Raw genomic sequence first — 18,927 nt, 5'->3', positions numbered from 1 at the left:
CCCATATCAGCTGATCTCGATGCCGGTGGGGTCAGCGCATTTGTCGAATTAGCAGAAAGGCAATTCGAGGTATCCTGCCGGCTCGAGCTTGCCGGGCAATCAACAGTTTCCAGCCGCTTTGCCGCTGCCAGAATCTCGCTTCCCGGCTATAAGAGGCCATGGCTCTTTTCGAACTCACCCTTGTCCTGCTGTTGATCGCCGTTGCGCTGACGGCGCTGTCGCGGCGCGTACAGGTTCCCTATCCCTCTTTGCTGGCGCTGGCCGGGGTGGCCATCGCCTTCGTGCCTGGCGTGCCGACCATAGAGATCGATCCGGAACTGGCGCTAGCCCTGTTCATCGCGCCGGTGCTGCTCGATGCCGCCTATGATACCTCGCTGCGCGATCTCAACCGCTACAGGGTGCCGCTTGTGCTGCTGGCGCTTGGCGCCGTCCTTTTCACGACAGCGACGGTCGCACTTGCCGGCTGGGCGATGGCAGGCCTGCCGATCGCCGCGGCCATAGCGCTTGGCGCCATCGTGGCGCCGCCCGATGCGGTTGCGGCATCGGCCGTGCTTGGCCAGTTCAAGGTGCCGCACCGCATCACTGCCATTCTGCAAGGCGAGAGCCTGCTCAACGACGCCACCGCCTTGCTGATCTACCGGATGGCGATTTCGGCGGCAGCAGGTTCCATTCTGCTGAGCAGCGCCGTTCCGATGATCCTGCTGTCCACGCTCGGCAGCCTTGCCGCCGGCTACCTGCTTGGCCGGGTGTCTCTGATGACGCTGGGCCGGATCGAGGACCCGGCGAGCGGCACTGTGGTGCAATTTGCCGGCACATTCGGGGTCTGGATCCTGGCTGACAGGATCGGACTATCGGCCATCATCACCATAGTCGTCTATGCCATGACGATCGCCCGCACCGCACCGCGCCGCATGCCGGCCAGAAACCGCATCAGCTCCTATTCGGTCTGGGAGACGGCGGTCTTCGTGCTCAATGTTCTGGCTTTCGTGCTGATGGGCCTGCAGGCGCATACGATCGTCGGCAGGCTTGCCGGGCAGGGGCAGACCGATGCGTTCGTCCTGGCCGGGACAGTGCTTGCTATCGTCATCGTCTCACGCCTCATCTGGGTGCTGGGGTGCGGAGCGATCATCAGGTGGTTTGGCCGTTTCGGCGTGGCTGATCGTCAGCGTGACGCTCCGTCGTTTCGTGGCGGCGTGCTGATCGGCTGGTGCGGGATGCGCGGTTTGGTGACGCTTGCGGCGGCATTCGCCTTGCCGGCTGAATTCCCGGCCCGCGACCCGATCGTGCTCGCTGCTTTCACGGTCGTGCTCGGCACGCTGGTGCTGCAAGGCATGAGCCTGAAGCCGCTGCTGCGGCTGCTAAACCTCGACCCGGACGAAACGGTCGACCGCGAGGTCGCGCAGGCGCGCGTCGTGGTCATGCAGGCCGCCCTCGACATATTAAGCGGCAAGACATCGGACGCGGCGGCTGCGGTGCGCGAGCAATATGCCGCTCAACGCAAGATCGCCAAAAATCCCGACGATGCCCAAGCGGCGACCGAATATGACCGCTTGCGTCTTTATGCGATCAAGAGCCAGCGCGACGCTCTGGAGGAATTGCGCCGCAACGGGACGATTGGCGACGAAGCCTATCATCGCCTTGAGGAAGAGATCGACTGGACCGAACTGGCGGCGTCGCCACCCGGCCGGTTCCAGCCGCTGAATACTTAAGGCATCGCACGCCGTTTTCCGGCGCACGGAAGATACCGAAGTGCTTCGGGATCTGTGCATGATCCCGGTAAAGCAAGGCTGGTCCAAGCCACGTCCATTCTCCTGCACATTGCAACCGTGGCATCGAACCGTTACTGCCAACACGAAATTGAGCCGGATAAGCAATGAAGCTGGTCAGCTACAACATCCAGTACGGGTTCGGCGGCGACGGCCGTTACGATCTTTCGCGCGCCGCGCGCATCGTTGCCGGCGCCGACATCATTGCGCTGCAAGAGGTCGAGCGGCATTGGCAGCGCAGCAATTTCGACGACCAGCCGGAGCTGCTTTCCCGTCTGCTGCCCGAACATCACTGGGTCTACGGCCCGGCCTTCGACATGGACGCCAGCGAAAGGCGCGACGGCCGTCTGGTCAATCGGCGCCGCCAGTTCGGCACCATGCTGCTGTCGAAACTGCCGATCGTCTGGTCGCGGCTGCATGCGCTGCCAATGCGCCGCACGCAGCGGCCGCTCAACACCCGCAACGCCGCGCTTGAATGCATGATCCGCACGCCGGCAGGGCCGGTGCGGGTGTTGTCGCTGCATCTCGCCCACATCGCGGCCGAGGAGCGGCTGGAGCAGATCGACTACCTCATGGCCGAGCATCGCCGGGCACCGTCCGATGGCGGACCGTGGAGCGGCGTCGACGACGAGCCCACGCGCAATTGGACCAGCGGCGAAGCGGAGCCGGAAAACCCGCTGGCGGCGATCTGGATGGGTGATTTCAACATGGAGCCGGACAGCGCCGAGTATCGCCGCATCGTCGGCAGCACGCCCTACCATAGGGGTGCCGCCTATCTCAGCGGTTTCGTCGATGCCGCCGCCGTTGCCGGGGAGCCGGTTCCGGACTTCCACACCCATGTGAAGACCATCGACGGCAGGCTGGCAAAGCGCCGGCTCGACCATTGCTTCGTCGGCGGCATGTTCGCCGGGCGGGTGCGTTCGATCAGTGCCGACATCGGCGAGGTTGCCTCGGATCATTTTCCGCTGCGGGTCGACATAGACCTGGAAACGCCCGGCATCGCCACATGACGCTTTTCGTCTTCTTCGCAGTGCTTGCCGCCGCCGCCATGCACGCGATCTGGAACGCGCTGGTCAAGGTCCATCTCGACCGCTTCCTGTCGATCACGCTGATGACGCTCGGCATGGGCGCTGCGGCACTCGTGGTGCTGCCCTTCGTCGAAGTGCCGAAGGCGGAAGTGTGGCCCTACATCATCGCCTCCGTCGTTTTCCACATGGGCTACCGGACCTTCCTGATCGGCGCCTACAAGGCCGGCGATTTCGCCCAGACCTATCCGCTGGCGCGCGGCACCGCACCTCTGCTCTCAGCCTTCGGCGGCATGTTCGTCGTTGCCGAGATTCCCGGCCCGTTCGCCATGCTCGGCATCTTCCTGTTGTCGGCCGGCACGCTGGTGATGTCGTTTCGTGGCGGCGCGCATCTGGAAAAACTCAATCTGCGCGCGGTTGGCTTCGCGCTCGGCACTTCCATCTTCATCGCCAGCTATACGCTGTCGGACGGCAGTGGCGCGCGGCTGGCGGCAACCGCGCAGAGCTATGCCGCCTGGCTGTTCATCTGCGATGCTTTAGGCGCGTTGGTGCTGTGCCTCATCTTCCGCGGGCCGAAGGCGCTGCCGGTGTTGGCGCGCGACTGGAAGGCAGGGCTGTTCACCGGCGTACTCAGCGGCGCCGCCTATTGGATCGTCATGTGGGCGATGACCAAAGCACCGATCGCTTCGGTGGCCTCGCTGCGCGAAACCTCGATCCTGTTTGCCATGATGATCTCGGTCTTCGCTCTCGGCGAAAAAATGACCGGCTGGCGCGGTGCCGCTGCGCTCAGCATCGTGGCCGGCGTCGTCGCGCTGAGGCTTGGTTAGGCGCCGCTCAGGTCAGGACGGTCATCACCTGGCCACGTCGTTCCGGACTGAAGCGGATGACGACGATGATGCAGACGGCGACCACGCCTGCGAACAGCGCCAGGGCATAGCCATAGCTGCCTCCGGCGCTTTCAGCGATTCCTGCTTGATAGGGGCCGCCATAGGACGCGGCGAGATTGCCCGCCTGATAAATAAAGCCGGGCAAGGTCGCCCGCACCGCTCCGGGCGAAAGCTCGTTGAGGTGCACGGGGATGACGCCCCAGGCACCCTGGACCGCGACCTGCATGACGAAGGCGCCGATGGCAAGCATGAACGGCGTGGTCGAGTAGGCCCATAGCGGGATGGACGGCAAGGCGATCAGGCATGCCAGCGTGATGGCGTTGACGCGGCCGATCTTCTCCGACAGCGCGCCGAAGGCCAGGCCGCCGACGATGGCGCCGATATTGGCGACGATGGTGATCCAGCTCACCGTATGCGGATCGAAGCCGTGCTGCTTCTTCAGGAAGGTAGGGTAGAGGTCCTGCGTGCCATGACTGAAGAAATTGAAGAACATCATCAGCACGACGGCATAGAGCGCAACGCCCCAGTGCTTCTGCAGCGTTTCCCACATGCCCGGTCTCGCGGTCTTCTGCGCTTCGACGAAGGCCGGCGATTCCGGCACATGCGATCGGATGAAGAGCACGATCAGCGCCGGCACGAAGCTGAGCAGGAACATGGCGCGCCAGCCGATCGTGTAGCCGCCGATCGTCTGCTGATAGAGCAGGCCATAGACCACCGCCGCCAGCAGATAGCCGGCCGGATAGCCGCATTGCAGGATGCCGGAGACCATGCCGCGTGCGCTCGGCGGAATGGATTCCATGGCCAGCGAACTGCCCAGCCCCCATTCGCCGCCCATGGCGATGCCGAACAAAGCACGCAGCGCCAGGAAAATGCCGAGATTGGGCGAGAAGGCCGCCAGCGCGCCGATCACCGAATAGCTGACGATGTTGAGCATGAGGATCGGCTTGCGCCCGTATTTGTCGGCAAGCATGCCGAAGAAGAACGCGCCGATGAAGCGTGTGGCCAAGGTCAGGAACAGCGCCTTGGAGACCGCGGGCACGTCGGCGTGGAATTCGGTCGCGATATCGGTGAGCAGGAATGTCAGAAGGAAGAAATCGAAAGCATCGAGCGTCCAGCCCAGGAATGAGGCGAGGACGGTCTTCTTCTGCTGCGAATTAAGGGGCAAATCTTCCTCCATCATCATCGATGGGGGAATTATCGGCCAGTTCAGGGAAGACCGGTGGTCACGTTTTCGCGCGGCTCATTTGATCGAACGCCCGCTGGAATGGCGGAAGGTGCGATGAGGAGCGAGCGGTGCCATCTGTCGATGAACTCGATCGTGGCTTGAGAATGAGGTCTAGATTTCGAGATCAAACACCAGCAGCCCGTCCGTGCCGCCTTCCAGGGCAGCGACCAGGCGCGCGCCGGCGCGCTGGTGCGCTTCATGCACAAGATAGGCATCGCGCGCGGCGGCATCGCGGAAATCGATGGTGAAGCCGTGGGTGAAGCCGCGTGCGAACGGCTCCGGGCTGACATTGGCGCTGAATTTTACGGCGTCCATGCCGTCGATCACCTGTCGAAGCGCCCCGAGATCGGAATGGATCGCCATGCGCTCGGCGGCGGCAACATCGTTGCGAAACTTGGCGAAAACACAGTGCCTAATCATGTCTTACCCCTCAGTGGCTAAGCAGCCCGGTTTCCGGAAAACACCGCCGGCGGCAGCGGCTCGCGGCCAAGGACCAGGTCGGCGCCCTTTTCACCGACCATGATGGTCGGTGCATTGGTGTTGGATGAAGGCACGCGCGGCATCACCGAGGCGTCGCAGACGCGCAGGCCCTCGATGCCGCGCAGCCGCAGATCCGGCGTCACGACAGCCATCTCGTCATGGCCCATGCGGCAGGTGCCGACCGGATGGTGGTCGGTCTTGGAACTGCGGCAGGCATAGTCGAACAGCTCGTCGTCGCTGGCGAGTGACGGACCGGGCAGCACCTCGCGCAGCACGTAAGGGGCAAGCGCCTTCTGCCGCATGATCTCGCGGGCCAGCCGCAGCCCCTTGATCGACATGGCGCGGTCATAGGGATCGGACCAGTAGTTCGGATCAATCAGCGGGTGGTCGGCCGGGTCGGCGCTCTTCAGCCGCACCGTGCCGCGCGAGCGCGGCCGCAGGAAGGCCGAGTTCAAAGTGACGCCGGGATTGTTCAGCTTCTCGACGCCGGCCTCGATACCCGAGCCCAGACCGAGATGGAACTGGATGTCGGGCGAGGCGGCTGTCGGATCGGCGTACCAGAAGCCGCCGGTCTCGAACAGGCTGGAGGCCACCGGCCCCTTCTTCAGCAGCAGATATTGCAGGCCGGCCCAGGCCGTGCGGTGCAGCTTGGCGTAGTTGTCATAGGTGTGATCGCCGGTGCATTCGGCGATGACGAACAGATCGAGATGGTCCTGCATGTTGGAGCCGACGCCGGGCAGGTCGTGCACCGGCGTGACGCCGACCGACTTCAGATGGTCCGCGGGGCCGATGCCCGACTGCATCAGGAGTTTCGGCGAGCCGATGGCGCCGGACGAGACGATCACCTCGCGTTCGGCGTGCAGGATTTTCTTCTCGCCGCCTGGCCTGTCGACCAATTCGACGCCGATGGCGCGGCCCTTCTCGACGACGATGCGCGTCACCAGCACATCGGTTCGGACGGTCAGGTTCTTGCGGGCGCGGATCGGCTTCAAATAGGCGACTGAAGCGGACGAGCGCCGGGCATCCTTCTGGGTCAGCTGGTAGTAGCCGACGCCTTCCTGGGCAGCGCCGTTGAAGTCCGAGTTGAAGGGGATGCCCATCTCCTGGCCGGCACGGAAATAGGCTTCGCAGATCGGCAACGGCGCAATCGGGTTCGAGACGCCGAGCGGCCCCTGGTCGCCGTGAAAATCGTTGGCGTAGCGCTGGTTGTTCTCAGCGCGTTTGAAATAGGGCAACACATCGCGATAGCCCCAGCCGGCGAGGCCCTCTTCCTTCTCCCAGGCGTCGTAATCGCGGGCGTTGCCGCGTGTATAGATCTGGGCGTTGATGGACGAGCCGCCGCCGACAACCTTGGCCTGCGTGTACCAGAAGACGCGATCCTTCATGTGCTTCTGCGGCACGGTCGACCAGCCCCAGGAGGCGATGCCTTTGGTCATCTTGGCGAAGCCTGCCGGCATGTGGATGTAGGGATGCCAGTCCTTACCGCCGGCTTCCAGCAGCAGGACCGAATTTGCCGGATTCTCGCTCAGCCGGTTGGCCAGAACGCAGCCGGCCGGACCGGCGCCCACGATGATGTAGTCGGTCATGACACTGTCCACTTACAGCCGCGGCACGGAGAGCGCGCCGTCGACATTGATGATCGAGCCGGTCGAAAAGCCGAGCTTGCCGTCGGCGAGCGTCGCCACCACCGCGCCGATGTCGGAAGCCTCGCCCCAGCGTTTGGCTGGCACCAGACCGCCGTCGATGAGGGCGTCATATTTGGCGGTCACGCCTGATGTCATATCGGTGCGGATGATGCCTGGCCGGACCTCGAACACGCCGATATTTTCGGGCGCAAGCCGCAGTGCCAGGTTCTTCACCCACATTGAAAGGCCGGCTTTCGAGATGCAGTAGTCCGGCCGCTCCGGCGATGCCATTTCGGCGCTGACCGAGGTGATGGTGATGATCGACCTCTGGTGATCGCCTGGCGCAGCCAGCATCGCCTTGGCGACGGCCTGGCTGAGGAACACGGTGCCGCGCAGATTGATGCCGAGCGTGCGGTCGAAATTCTCCGGCTCGAGGTCCAAGAGGTCACCGCGCACCACGGCGCCGACGCCGGCATTGTTGACCAGGCAGTCGATGCGGCCGAAGGTGCGCATCGCGGCATCGACAAGTGCGGTGTGGCTGGCGAGATCGGCGATGTCGCACTGGATGTTGGCAAATTTCGCGCCACGCTTGGTGATGTCGGCGGCAAGTCCGTCAGCGGCTGTTTCGGCAAGGTCGGCGACCAGAATATCGTAGCCGCCATCCGCCAGCGCCTGGGCACAGGCAAGGCCAATGCCCCGCGCGCCGCCTGTGACGATGGCCGCAGGGCGGGTCATGCCGTAAGCTCCACCTTGCGAATATGATCGGCGACACGCAGCGCCTGGGCTGCAATCGATAGCGCCGGATTGACCGCGGCCGAGTTCGGCAGGAAACCGGCGTCGACGACGAACAGGTTCCGGTGGTCGAAGGAGCGGCAGTAAGGGTCGAGCGCCGCGGTCGCCGGATCGTCGCCCATCTTGACCGTGCCGCATTGGTGCGACGGCGTGCGTTTGTCGAAGGGGCGCGACAGCACTAGGGGATAACCGCAGGCGCGGAAGTTCTCGCGCATCACCTTGGTCAGCCCGTCGAGCGACCGCATGTTGGAGCGCCGCCATTGCATGACGATGTCCTTGCCGTCGACCATGATGCGGCTTTCCGGATCGGGCAGATCCTCGCACATCAGGTACCAGTCGACGGCGTGGCCGGCCATGAAATCGAGCGCGAATCCCGGCGTGTATTTGACATTGGCCCGCAGCATGTTGCCGTCGATCTTTCCCAGAAGCTGGACATTGCCGAGCGGCTTGCCGCCCTTGCCGTCGGACAGGTAATAGTCGTTCAGCATCAAGGTCTTCTGGTAGACGGCATCGTTGCGACGGCGCGGGTCGATCGCCAGCATGGCGCTGGAATTGTGGTTCATGAAATTGCGGCCGACCTGGTCGGAGCGGTTGGCTAGGCCTTTGCCATCCGATGTGGGCGAGCGCAGCAGGATGACGGCGGAGTTGACCGCGCCGGCCGAGAGGATGACCAGCTTCGGCGATACTTTCTTCAGCTCGCCATTCTGCCGGTAGTGAATGGCTGATATCGTCGTGCCGTCCGCCGAGGCTTCGAGATATTCGACGTGGGCGCCGGTTTCGAGCTTGATGTTCTGGTCGGTGAGGGCCGCCGTCAGCGGTCCCGTTTGTGCGTCGACCTTGCCTTGGCCGGTGTTCGGGAAAGCATCCCAGCCGGTCTTGCCGTCTTTCAGCCAGGTGTCGATGTCGACACCGAGCGGCAGCGAGGCCGGATGCAGGCCGAGGCTTTTCAGCTCGGCGCGGGCGCGGGCGATCGGTGCCTCGTCGGGCACCGGCTTGTAGGCGTAGGGGACCGAATGGAACGGCTCGGTCGGATCCTCGCCCAGTGCACCGCGCACGCGAAACAGCTGTTCGGCTTTCGAATACCAGGGCTCGAATTCGTCATAGGTGAACGGCCATGCCGGAGAGACTCCGCCGAAATGCTCCATGGCCGCAAAGTCCTCCTTGCGGTAGCGGATCAGCACCGCGCCGTAGAACTTCGAATTGCCGCCGACATAGTAATAATTGCCGGGGTTGAAGGCGGCGCCGCCGGCCTCACGCCACATCTCCTTCGGCCTGTAATGGCCGTCGACGAAGATCGAGCGCGTGTCGCGCGCGTGCGGCGTCGCCGGCAACGGCTCGCCGCGCTCCAGCATCAGGATCGAGGCGCCGCTGCCGGCAAGGCCGGAAGCGATCGTAGCGCCGCCGATGCCGGAGCCGATGATGACGATGTCCGGATTTGTCATGGCCTAAATCGCGTCCCGACGCGCTTTAGTTTTTTGTTTTGATGCATGTCGTTGCCCCAAAACCGGATCCACTTTTGGGCGACATACATTAGCGAATACGGGTCTCGGTCGCCGGGTCGAAGAACACCGCCTTGGTCAGGTTGAAGGCAAGCGGCGTGTTGGTGCCCGGCTGGATGTTGGCGTCGGCGCGCAGCCGCGCCACCACGCCCTTGCCGCCGAGATTGGTGACGGCGAAAGTGTCCGAGCCGGCCGGTTCGACGACCTCGATGTGACAGTCGGCGGTGGCGATGTGCGAAGCGTTGCGCTCGGCACCTTCCGGATCGGTCAGGGCTTCGGGGCGGACACCGAAGATGATCGGCTTGCCCTGGAATGCCGACAGGCCGGCCGGTGCATTGGCCATCGGCAGCGAGATCGGCTCTCGTGTTTCGCGCTGCAGCACGACGGACAGCGCGTTGCCTGACGTGCCGATCGTCGCCGGGATCAGGTTCATCGCCGGCGAGCCCATGAAATCGGCGACGAAGAGATTGCTCGGGTTGTTGTAAATTTCGGCCGGCGTACCGAACTGCTGCACCTCGCCATCGCGCATGACCGCGATCTTGGTGGCCAGCGTCATCGCCTCGATCTGGTCGTGTGTGACGTAGACGATGGTGGTGCCGGTGGTGGCATGCAGGCGCTTGATTTCGATGCGCATGTCGACACGCAGCTTGGCGTCGAGGTTGGACAAGGGCTCGTCGAACAGGAACAGTTTTGGGTCGCGCACCAGCGCCCGGCCCATGGCGACGCGCTGGCGCTGGCCGCCGGAAAGCTGGCTCGGCTTGCGCTGCAAGAGGTGGCCGATCTGCAGCACCTTGGCCACCTTGTCGATGGCCTTCTGGCGCTCCGCCGCCGGCACGCCGCGCATCTCCATGCCGAAGGAGATGTTTCCGGCCACCGTCATGTTGGGGTAGAGCGCGTAGCTCTGGAAAACCATGGCGATGTCGCGCTTGGAAGGATGCAGATCGTTGATGGTGCGGCCGTCGACCCGGATTTCGCCCGAGGTGATCGTCTCCAGGCCGGCGATGGTGTTGAGCAAGGTCGACTTGCCGCAGCCGGAAGGGCCGACCAGCACCAGGAAGCCGCCTTTCTCGAGCTCGACATCGATCCCCTTCAGGATCTCGACCTGGCCGAAGCGCTTCCTCAAACCATCAATTTCCAGAAAAGCCATCGGATTATCCTTTGACGGCGCCCGCCATCAGACCGCGCACGAAATAGCGGCCGGCGAGCACATAGACGAGAAGGGTGGGCAGTGCCGCGATCATCGCGGCGGCCATGTTGACGTTGTATTCGACGACGCCGGTCGACGTGTTGACGACGTTGTTGAGCGCCACCGTCATAGGCATCGCGTCGCCAGTGCCGGCGTAAGCCGAGGCGAACAGGAAGTCGTTCCAGATGTTGGTGAACTGATAGATGACGGTGACGACGAAGATCGGCATCGAGTTCGGCAGCATGATGCGGCGGAAGATCTGGAAGAAGGATGCGCCGTCGACCTGTGCCGCCTTGACCAGTTCGGTGGGGAACGCCTCGTAGTAGTTGCGGAAGAACAGCGTGGTGAAGCCGATGCCGTAGACGACGTGGACGAAAACCAGATTGACGGTCGGATTGCCGAGGCCAAAGCTGGTTCCCGTTGCATTCTGCAGCGTGACCCCGAAGCGGCCGAGGCTGCCGAGGATGGTCGCCATCGGCAGCAGCACCGACTGGAACGGGATGAAGCAGGCGAACAGCATCAGCCCGAACACCAGCGTTGCGCCGCGGAAACGCCATTTGGTCAGGACGTAGCCGTTAAGCGCGCCGAGCATCGTCGAGATCAGCACGGCCGGGATCACCATCTTGATGGAGTTCCAGAAATAGCCCTTGATGCCGGCGCAGGTGAGGCCGACGCAGGTCTCGCCCCAGGCCTTCAGCCAGGGGTCGAAGGTCGGCGCCCTGGGCAGCGCCAGCATGTTGCCGTTCTGGATCTCGTCCATGGTCTTGAACGAGGTCACCAGCATGACGAACAGCGGCATCAGGTAGAACAGCGCAAACAGCGCCAGCAGCCCGTAGATGACGATGCGATTGATAACCTTGACGTTGACGCCGCCGGAGGCCTGGCGGGCGGGAATGGTGACGGCGCTCATCGCGGCTTCTCCCGCAGTTCCGAATAGAGATAGGGCACGATGATTGCGACGATGGTCATCAGCATGATCACCGCACTGGCCGAGCCGACGGCCATTTCGTTGCGCTTGAACGTGTACTCATACATGAAGTTGGAGGGCAGCCAGGCCGAGCCGCCGGGGCCGCCGCTGGTCAGGGCTACGACCAGATCGTAGGACTTGATGGCGAGATGCGCGAGCACGATGAAAGCCGACAGGAAGATCGGCCGCAGCAGCGGGATGACGATGCGGCGGTAGAGCTGGAAGGTGGTGGCGCCGTCGATCTGCGCCGCCTTCATGATCTCGCCGTCGATGCCGCGCAGGCCGGCCAGGAACATCGCCATGATGAAGCCGGAGGCCTGCCAGACGCCGGCAATGACCACCGTGTAGATGACGAAATCCTTGTTCTTGATCCAGTCGAAATGGAAGCTCGTCCAGCCCCATTGATGCAAGGTCTGCTCGAGGCCGAGGCCGGGATCGAGGAACCATTTCCAGGCGACGCCGGTGACGATGAAGGACAGCGCCATCGGGTAGAGATAGATCGGCCTCAGCACGCCTTCGCCGCGGATCTTCTGGTCGAGCAGGATGGCCAGGAACAGGCCGAGCGCCAGGCAGATGGCGATGTAGAGGAAACCGAAAATACCCATATTGGTGATCGACGTGTACCAGCTCGACGGCGGGTCGGTGTCGAAGGTCCAGCCCCACAGCCGCTGATAGGCGCGCGAGCCGGTCAGGACATAGGATGGAAAGGTCTTGGAATTGGTGAAGGACAGATAGATCGTCCACAGGATGAAGCCGTAGACGAAGACGATGGTGATGGCGAAGCTGGGCGCCAGCACGATCTTCGGCAATGCGTCCTGCAGGCGTGAGCGCACCGAGGCGCGTGGCCGCGCATGCTCCGGCGTCAGCTTGATCTGGCTTGTCGCTACCGTGCTCATGGGGCTCCTCCCGTCGACTCGCGGCCAACCAGCTTCGCGGATCCAAGTTCGCGGATCTGGGCCTTCCCCGCCGGAGCGGGGAAGGCGTTTTTGGCGCGTGGCGCTTACTTGGCGTCGTCGATCGCCTTGACCAGCTCGGTCACGGCCTCGTCCGAGGTCTTGATCTGACCATGGACGAATTTGGAGACGACATCCTTATAGGCATTGGCGACCGCCGGGGGCGCGCCATAGCCCTGGGCCAGCGAGCCGAACAGCGTGCCGCCTTCGTTGGCTGCCTTCAGGTCGGCGATGCCCTTCTTGCCGCAAGCGTCGAAGTCGGTGTCCGGAACGTCGGTGCGGGCCGGAACCGAACCCTTGACGACGTTGAAGGCCGACTGGAAGCTCTTCGACAGGGTGGCGGTGGCCAGCGCGACCTGGGCGGCCTTGCGGTCGTCCGGAACGTTGAACATGCCGAACATGTCGGAGTTGTAGATCACCGAGCCGTCGGTGCCCGGGAAGCGATAGCAGAGGAAGTCGGTGCCCGGCGTTTTCTTGGCGGCGTTGAACTCGCCCTTGGCCCAGTCACCCATGACCTGCACCAGGGCGTCCCCCTTGATGACCATGGCGGTGGCAAGGTTCCAGTCGCGGCCGGAAAAGTTGGGGTCGACATAGGTGACGAGCTTGGCCAAATTGTCGAACGACTTCTTCATCGTGTCGGACTTCAGGGAGGCGTCGTCGAGGTCGTTGAAGGCCTTCTTGTAGAACTCAGGTCCGCCGGTCGACAGCACGACGGAGTCGAACATGGTGGCTTCCTGCCAGTTCTGGCCGCCGAGAGCGAGCGGGATCACCCCTGCCGCCTTGGCCTTGTCGAGCAGGGCAACGAAGTCGTCGAAGGTCTTCGGCTCGGTGCCGCCGATCTTGTCCAGGACGGCCTTGTTGATCCACAGCCAGTTGACCGAGTGAACGTTGACCGGCGCCGCGACCCACTTGCCGTCATAGACCGAAAACTTCTGCAGGGCTGCCGGAACGGACTTGTCCCAGCCTTCCTTCTTCGCCGTTTCGGTCAGGTCGCCCATGACGCCGGCAGCGGCGTAGTCGAGCACGGTATAGCCGAGCATCTGCGAGGCGGTCGGATAATTGCCGGCCGCGACCATCGCCTTCAGCGCGGTCATGGCGGCATCGCCGCCGCCGCCGGCCACCGGCACGTCCTTCCAGGCATAGCCTTCCTTGGCCAGATCGCCCTTAAGGACGTTGAGAGCAGCCGCTTCGCCGCCCGACGTCCACCAATGCAGCATCTGCACTTCCTTGACGTCCTCGGCGTGGGCCGCGAAAGCCAGGCCGGATGCGAGAGCGGTTCCGATAAGCAGTTTGCGCAACATGTACTACCTCCCTTGTTGCATTACACGACCGGTGAAGCCCACCGGGTTCTTCTCAACTCAGCCGACCCACCACCCGGTGCGCAGGCCGCGATGAAACTGGATTGTCTTTTCCTCGGTATAGTCCTCGACGGCGCGTTTGCCGAGTTCGCGTCCGAGACCGGACTGCTTGTAGCCTCCGAAAGGCAGCTCGGGATAACCTTCCATGAATGTGTTCACCCAAACGGTTCCCGAACGCACTCCACGCGCGACCGACATGCAAGTGTCGATGCTGGCGCTCCACACGCCCGCCGACAAACCATAGGGCGTGTTGTTGGCGATGTGCAACGCCTTTTCAATCGATTCAAAAGTCAGCACCGAGAGCACCGGTCCGAACACTTCCTCGCGCGCTATGGCCATCTCCTCGGTGACGCCGCGGATGATGGTGGGATCGAGGTATTGGCCGACATTGGAGGCCAATTGCTTGCCTCCGCTGTAAACCTGGCTGCCGTCGCCTTCAGCGGCAGAAACATAGCCGGCCACCTTCTTCAGATGGCCGGACGAGATCATCGCGCCGACCTTGGTTTGGTCATCGAGCGGATCGCCGACCGTGACCCTGGCGGCAAGCGCCTTGACGGTGCTGAGAAAATCGTCGGCGATCGCCTCGTGCACGATCAGCCGGCTGCCGGCATTGCAGCACTCGCCGGCATTGAAGAAGCCGCCGAACACCGCCGCATCGGCGGCCGCTTCGAGGTCGGCGTCCGGGAAGACGATCTGGCCGTTCTTGCCGCCGAGCTCCATCGAGACTTTCTTCAGCGACTGCGCGGCGGCCGCCATCGTCATCTTGCCGACGCGGGTGGAGCCGGTGAACGAGACCATCTCGACCAGCGGATGGCTGACCATCGGCGCGCCGACGTCGGCGCCAAGCCCGGCCAGGATGTTGACGACGCCGGCGGGCAGGCCGGCCTGCAGCAGGATATCGCCGAGCACAAAGGTCGAGGCCGAGGTCATTTCGCTCGGCTTGACCACCGCCGTGCAGCCGGCGGCGAGCGCGAAGGGCAGTTTCTGGCTGACGATCAGGAACGGGAAATTCCATGGGGTGATGATCGAGACGACGCCGATCGGTTCGCGCAGGACGACGCCCAGCATGGCATCGCCGAGATTGGCGTAGGATTCACCATGCAGCGTGCGGGCAAGCGAGGCGGCATAGCGCCAAATGTCGACGGCGCCGCCGATCTCGCCGCGCGCCTGGGCGATCGGCTTGCCCGATTCCAGTGCATCGAGCCGGGCGATGTCTTCCAGCCGCGCCTCGATCAGGTCGGCCGTCTTGAGCAGGATCGCGGCACGCTCGGCCGCCTTCATCCGGGGCCATGGACCGGTCTCGAACGCCTTGTGGGCGGCCTGCACAGCGGCTTCCACTTCGGCCGCGCCCGCCTGTGCGTAGTGCGAGACGGTGAAGCCGTGGCCGGGGCTATTTCGAGCAATCGTGCGGCCGTCGCGGGCATCGACATGCTTGCCGTCGATCAGCAGCCTGTACGCTTTCGGCGCCGCAGCCGCCTCGGCCGGCATGGCGATCTTGAGTGGGGCGTTCATCTGTTTTCCTCTAGGATCTCGAAAAGGCCGGCTTCTGCTTGGCCTTGAAGGCATCGACGCCGGCCTTGAGATCTCCGGTCAGGGCGATGAAGCCGCTGGCCAGCGCTTCGGTGGCGGCGGCACTTTCCTCGCCTTCGGCGACCGCGATCATCAGCTTGGCGGATTCGGTCGCCAGCGGGCCGCGCTCGGCGATCTTTTCCGCCCACGCCCTTGCTTCGTCGTATGCCTTGCCAGTCGCGACCACCCGGTCGACGATGCCCAGAGCGAGTGCCTCGGGGGCGAGAAAGATCTCGCCGCCGAGCGCCATGCGGCGCACCGTCTGCGTGCCGAAGCGGCGCACGGCGCGTTGCGTGCCTGACCAGCCGGGTACGACACCGATCGAGGTTTCGGGGAAGCCCAGTTTCACCTGTGTTTCCGCCACGCGAAAATCACAAGCCACAGCCAGCTCCAGCCCGCCGCCCAGTGCATGGCCCGACAAAACGGCGATGGTCGGCTGCCTGAGCCGCGCCAGCCGGTCGAAGACGCGGTGGCCGTAGCGTACCCATTGCACCTGGAAATCGGCGGCACTCATCCGCGCCCAGGCTTCAACATCGCCACCGGCGCAAAATCCCTTGCCTTCGCCGCGCAGCAGCACGACGCGGACGCCCTCGGCCATCTCGGCCGCGTCAAGCGCCGTCTCCAACGCGCGCAGCATCGGAATGTCCAGCGCGTTGAATTTCTCCGGCCGGCGCAGCGTGACGACGCCGATGGCGCCGTCGGTTTCAAAGGTGACGAGGTGCTCAGCCATGCGCGCCTCCAAGCGAGGCGCCGCCATTCAGCGACAGGCCTATCGGTTGCTCCTGATAGAGGGCTGCCGGTGTCGTCTTGAGGTCCTTGGCAATGCCCAACGGAATTTCCGACTGCGCCAGCACATCGCGCTGCAGATCGATGCCGGGTGCGAGTTCTGTGACGACCAGGCCCTCCGGCGTCAGCCTCATCACGCAGCGTTCGGTGACATAGGTGATGTCCTGTCCCTGCGCGACTGCGCGCTTGCCCGAAAACGAGATGTGCTCGACTTCGTTGACCACCTTCTTGACCTTGCCCTCCTGATCGATGCGGATGCCGCCATCGGCCAATGAGAGTTTTGCCCCGGCGTTGAAGAAGCCGGAAAACACGATCTTCTTCGCCCGCGCGGTGATGTCGACAAAGCCGCCGGCGCCAGCCGTGACATGCGGGCGCGCCGAAAGCTTCGAGACATTGACCGAGCCATGGCGGTCGATCTGCAGGAAAGACAATAGCGAGGCGTCGAAGCCGCCCGCCTGGAAATAGATGAACTGGTGCGGCGAGGGCATGAAGGCGTCGGCGTTCGACGAACAGCCGAATTTGAAGTCGAGCAGCGGCACGCCGCCGACCGCGCCCTGTTCGATCACCCAGGTAATCTTGCCATGCTGTCCTTCCTCGAGAAGGATGCGCGGGACATTGGCGGAAATGCCGAAGCCGATGTTGACGGCCATGCCGTCGCGCAACTCCATGGCGACGCGGCGCGCGATCACTTTCTGGACGTTCATCTCCGGCGTGCGGAAGCTCGACAGCGGCCGGAAGATTTCTCCGGAGATCGCCGGGTCATAGGGTGTCAGCGTCGTCTGCAACTGGTCGGGCGCGACGACGATATGGTCCACCAGGACTCCCGGCACGCGCACGTCATGCGGTTTCAGCGTACCGTTTTCGACGACGCGCTTGACCTGCGCGATAACGATGCCGCCATTGTTACGGGCGGCGAGCGCCTGTTCGAGGCCACCGAGATAGGCGCCCTCATGCTCGTAGGTGAGGTTGCCGCGCTCGTCGGCCGACGTGGCGCGAATGATCGAGACCTGCGGCACGATGGAGCGAAAATAGAGCCATTCCTCGCCGTCGAACTGCTGCACCGAAACGATCGGCTCGCTTGCGGCGGCGTTCATGGCGCAGCCCTGGTGGCGCGGGTCGGCGAAGGTGTCGAGGCCGACCTTGGTCAGCACGCCCGGCCGCTTGGCGGCCGCTTCGCGGTGCATGTCGAACAGGATGCCGGACGGCACGTTGTAGGCGGCCACCGAATTGTCGCCGATCATCTTCCATATCTGCGGCGGTTCGGAAGAGGAGGGGCCGGACGGGTAGGAGCCGCACAAAGTACGCTTCAGCAGTCCCGGCTTGGCCAGATGGTCGATGCCTTTGATGCCGTACATGTCGCCGGCGGCGATCGGGTGCAGCGTGGTGATATTTTTTGGGTGGCCTTCCCCATCGAAGCGTTCGCCGATCGCGGCGAGCACGGCGTCGGGACAGCCGAGACCGCTCGACGACGACACGGATACGACCATGCCGTCCTTGATCAGGCCCGCTGCCTGAGCTGCCGAAACGACCTTGCTCAATTCGTGCTCCCCGAACCGGCCGTCCTGTTTCGGGTGCGGCGATCCGGGCCACAGCTTTCCCTGACCACGAGATTGACCGCGCCGATATGGTCCTCAGCGCGCGTGGTGCGCGACTGGATCATTTTCAGCATGACATGGGCGGCGCGTTCGCCGAGGCCGGCCGAGTCCACCGCGACGCTGGTCAGAGCCGGCATGTAATGTTCGGCCTCGGCCACATCGTCGAACCCGACGATGGCGAAATCAACTCCCGGCTCAAGTCCGCGCTTGCGCAGCGCCAGCATGGCGCCAAAGGCGACGGCGTCGTTGAAGCAGAGTGCCGCGGTCGGCGGTTCAGCCATTGCGAGAGCGGTTTCGAGGCACGCGATGCCGCCTCTGCGGCTGGTCTCTCCCTCGACGACCAGTGCGTCGCGGTCGGAGATGCCCTGCGTCTCGCAGGCTTCGCGAAATCCGCCAAGCCGATCGTGATAGACCACCAGGTCGGACGAACCGCCGAAGAAGACCAGCCTGCGATGTCCCTTGCCGATCAGATGAGCGGTGGCGAGATAGGCGCCGCGATGATTGTCGGGCGCGATGACCGGAATGCGGCTCTCGGGAAGCCGGCGCATGGCGAAGACAACCGGCAGCCCCGCCGTCTCAATCCGCCTGAAGGCGCCCGGCGTCGTGCCGCGAGCCGGCGAGACGATGAGGCCGGCGACGCCTTGCTCCATCAGCGATTTCAGCACTTCTTCCTGGCGCACCGGATTTTCCGCCGTGTTGGCGATGAACGGCACGATGCCCGCGGACTGGAAGACGCGTTCCATGCCGACCGCCAGCTCTGCGAAGAAAGGATTGGTGAGATCGTTGATGACCATGCCGATGACATTGGAGTGCGCCTTGCGCAGATTGGCGGCGCCGCGGTTGTAGACGTAACCGACATCCTCGATCGCCTTGCGCACCTTGCTCGCTGTTTCGGGCCGGATCAGCCCGCTGCCCTGGAGCACGAGCGATACCGTCGATTTGGACACGCCTGCTTCGCGGGCGATGTCGAATATCGTCGCCTTGGCCCGGTTGGCCATCCAGATGCATCCTCCCCGACTGCAGGCCCAAACTATTGGAACGTTCTAATCTCTGCTCCGCTCGTGAGTCAATCGGGATTTTTCCCGCGCCTCGAATGTCGATTGTGCGTACTCAAACGGCTTGCTCTACAAGGATTTTGTGTTGCGATGCAGCATTCTTCCCGCCGTGGAATTCGAATCTTAAAGGTTCTTGATTTATTGGAACGTTCCATTTAA

General features: G+C 63.7%; 16 protein-coding genes. 3 read left to right on the top strand and 13 right to left on the bottom strand.

Annotated features, from left to right (window positions below; all coding sequences use genetic code 11):
• Positions 1-158 precede the first annotated feature (158 nt).
• From EOB80_RS20730 to EOB80_RS20720, 3 genes are all read left to right on the top strand, one after another.
• Positions 159-1,709, top strand: a complete 1,551-nt coding sequence (locus EOB80_RS20730; RefSeq protein ID WP_127329391.1) for a sodium:proton antiporter — start codon at positions 159-161, stop codon at positions 1,707-1,709.
• A gap of 164 nt (positions 1,710-1,873) precedes the next feature.
• Positions 1,874-2,776 carry an endonuclease/exonuclease/phosphatase family protein gene (locus EOB80_RS20725; protein ID WP_127272321.1) on the top strand — a complete coding sequence of 301 codons (903 nt, stop codon included), beginning with the start codon at positions 1,874-1,876 and terminating at the stop codon, positions 2,774-2,776.
• On the top strand, positions 2,773-3,618 hold the full coding sequence (locus EOB80_RS20720; protein WP_127329389.1) for an EamA family transporter: 846 nt from the start codon (positions 2,773-2,775) through the stop codon (positions 3,616-3,618). Before EOB80_RS20725 ends, EOB80_RS20720 begins: the two co-directional genes overlap by 4 nt.
• Positions 3,619-3,625: 7 nt before the next feature.
• Here EOB80_RS20720 and EOB80_RS20715 read toward each other — a convergent pair whose 3' ends face one another.
• The 13 genes from EOB80_RS20715 to EOB80_RS20650 all read right to left on the bottom strand — a co-directional run bounded on the left by EOB80_RS20715 (position 3,626) and on the right by EOB80_RS20650 (position 18,711).
• The gene (locus EOB80_RS20715) at positions 3,626-4,843 is read right to left on the bottom strand and encodes an MFS transporter (RefSeq protein ID WP_027037618.1); all 1,218 of its coding nucleotides are present in this window, start codon (positions 4,841-4,843) and stop codon (positions 3,626-3,628) included.
• Positions 4,844-5,014: 171 nt separating this feature from the next.
• On the bottom strand, positions 5,015-5,323 hold the full coding sequence (locus EOB80_RS20710; protein ID WP_127329387.1) for a Dabb family protein: 309 nt from the start codon (positions 5,321-5,323) through the stop codon (positions 5,015-5,017).
• Between the two features lie 17 nt (positions 5,324-5,340).
• Complete coding sequence (locus EOB80_RS20705; protein ID WP_127329385.1) at positions 5,341-6,969, bottom strand: choline dehydrogenase; 1,629 nt, start codon at positions 6,967-6,969, stop codon at positions 5,341-5,343.
• Positions 6,970-6,981: 12 nt separating this feature from the next.
• Positions 6,982-7,743: a 3-ketoacyl-ACP reductase gene (locus tag EOB80_RS20700; protein ID WP_127319162.1), complete on the bottom strand. Its 762-nt coding sequence runs from the start codon at positions 7,741-7,743 to the stop codon at positions 6,982-6,984.
• Positions 7,740-9,242, bottom strand: coding sequence for a GMC family oxidoreductase (locus EOB80_RS20695; protein WP_127329383.1), 1,503 nt, complete (start codon positions 9,240-9,242; stop codon positions 7,740-7,742). The genes EOB80_RS20700 and EOB80_RS20695 overlap by 4 nt, the downstream gene beginning before the upstream one ends.
• A gap of 88 nt (positions 9,243-9,330) precedes the next feature.
• A complete protein-coding gene (locus EOB80_RS20685; RefSeq protein ID WP_127319168.1) occupies positions 9,331-10,446 on the bottom strand; it encodes an ABC transporter ATP-binding protein in 1,116 nt (371 codons plus the stop codon).
• A gap of 4 nt (positions 10,447-10,450) precedes the next feature.
• The gene (locus EOB80_RS20680; RefSeq protein ID WP_127329381.1) at positions 10,451-11,395 is read right to left on the bottom strand and encodes a carbohydrate ABC transporter permease; all 945 of its coding nucleotides are present in this window, start codon (positions 11,393-11,395) and stop codon (positions 10,451-10,453) included.
• Entirely contained in the window at positions 11,392-12,348 is a 957-nt protein-coding gene (locus tag EOB80_RS20675) for a sugar ABC transporter permease (protein WP_024502750.1), read from the bottom strand. The genes EOB80_RS20680 and EOB80_RS20675 overlap by 4 nt, the downstream gene beginning before the upstream one ends.
• 104 nt (positions 12,349-12,452) lie before the next feature.
• Positions 12,453-13,706 carry an ABC transporter substrate-binding protein gene (locus tag EOB80_RS20670; RefSeq protein WP_032900903.1) on the bottom strand — a complete coding sequence of 418 codons (1,254 nt, stop codon included), beginning with the start codon at positions 13,704-13,706 and terminating at the stop codon, positions 12,453-12,455.
• Positions 13,707-13,763: 57 nt separating this feature from the next.
• The gene (locus EOB80_RS20665) at positions 13,764-15,275 is read right to left on the bottom strand and encodes an aldehyde dehydrogenase family protein (RefSeq protein WP_127329379.1); all 1,512 of its coding nucleotides are present in this window, start codon (positions 15,273-15,275) and stop codon (positions 13,764-13,766) included.
• Between the two features lie 10 nt (positions 15,276-15,285).
• On the bottom strand, positions 15,286-16,062 hold the full coding sequence (locus EOB80_RS20660) for an enoyl-CoA hydratase/isomerase family protein (protein ID WP_127329377.1): 777 nt from the start codon (positions 16,060-16,062) through the stop codon (positions 15,286-15,288).
• A complete protein-coding gene (locus tag EOB80_RS20655) occupies positions 16,055-17,656 on the bottom strand; it encodes an acyl CoA:acetate/3-ketoacid CoA transferase (RefSeq protein WP_127329375.1) in 1,602 nt (533 codons plus the stop codon). The genes EOB80_RS20660 and EOB80_RS20655 overlap by 8 nt, the downstream gene beginning before the upstream one ends.
• Positions 17,653-18,711 carry a LacI family DNA-binding transcriptional regulator gene (locus EOB80_RS20650; RefSeq protein WP_127329373.1) on the bottom strand — a complete coding sequence of 353 codons (1,059 nt, stop codon included), beginning with the start codon at positions 18,709-18,711 and terminating at the stop codon, positions 17,653-17,655. Before EOB80_RS20650 ends, EOB80_RS20655 begins: the two co-directional genes overlap by 4 nt.
• Positions 18,712-18,927 lie beyond the last annotated feature (216 nt).

Source organism: Mesorhizobium sp. M7A.F.Ca.MR.245.00.0.0, assembly GCF_003997415.1.
Classification (GTDB): domain Bacteria; phylum Pseudomonadota; class Alphaproteobacteria; order Rhizobiales; family Rhizobiaceae; genus Mesorhizobium.
This window is presented reverse-complemented; position numbering and strand designations above follow the sequence as displayed.

Coding starts and splice junctions, on each gene's coding strand:
- EOB80_RS20675 (WP_024502750.1), bottom strand. CDS start 12,348: ATGAGCACGGTAGCGACAAGCCAGATCAAGCTGACGCCGGAGCATGCG.
- EOB80_RS20730 (WP_127329391.1), top strand. CDS start 159: ATGGCTCTTTTCGAACTCACCCTTGTCCTGCTGTTGATCGCCGTTGCG.
- EOB80_RS20680 (WP_127329381.1), bottom strand. CDS start 11,395: ATGAGCGCCGTCACCATTCCCGCCCGCCAGGCCTCCGGCGGCGTCAAC.
- EOB80_RS20705 (WP_127329385.1), bottom strand. CDS start 6,969: ATGACCGACTACATCATCGTGGGCGCCGGTCCGGCCGGCTGCGTTCTG.
- EOB80_RS20660 (WP_127329377.1), bottom strand. CDS start 16,062: ATGGCTGAGCACCTCGTCACCTTTGAAACCGACGGCGCCATCGGCGTC.
- EOB80_RS20720 (WP_127329389.1), top strand. CDS start 2,773: ATGACGCTTTTCGTCTTCTTCGCAGTGCTTGCCGCCGCCGCCATGCAC.
- EOB80_RS20650 (WP_127329373.1), bottom strand. CDS start 18,711: ATGGCCAACCGGGCCAAGGCGACGATATTCGACATCGCCCGCGAAGCA.
- EOB80_RS20685 (WP_127319168.1), bottom strand. CDS start 10,446: ATGGCTTTTCTGGAAATTGATGGTTTGAGGAAGCGCTTCGGCCAGGTC.
- EOB80_RS20670 (WP_032900903.1), bottom strand. CDS start 13,706: ATGTTGCGCAAACTGCTTATCGGAACCGCTCTCGCATCCGGCCTGGCT.
- EOB80_RS20710 (WP_127329387.1), bottom strand. CDS start 5,323: ATGATTAGGCACTGTGTTTTCGCCAAGTTTCGCAACGATGTTGCCGCC.
- EOB80_RS20700 (WP_127319162.1), bottom strand. CDS start 7,743: ATGACCCGCCCTGCGGCCATCGTCACAGGCGGCGCGCGGGGCATTGGC.
- EOB80_RS20695 (WP_127329383.1), bottom strand. CDS start 9,242: ATGACAAATCCGGACATCGTCATCATCGGCTCCGGCATCGGCGGCGCT.
- EOB80_RS20725 (WP_127272321.1), top strand. CDS start 1,874: ATGAAGCTGGTCAGCTACAACATCCAGTACGGGTTCGGCGGCGACGGC.
- EOB80_RS20665 (WP_127329379.1), bottom strand. CDS start 15,275: ATGAACGCCCCACTCAAGATCGCCATGCCGGCCGAGGCGGCTGCGGCG.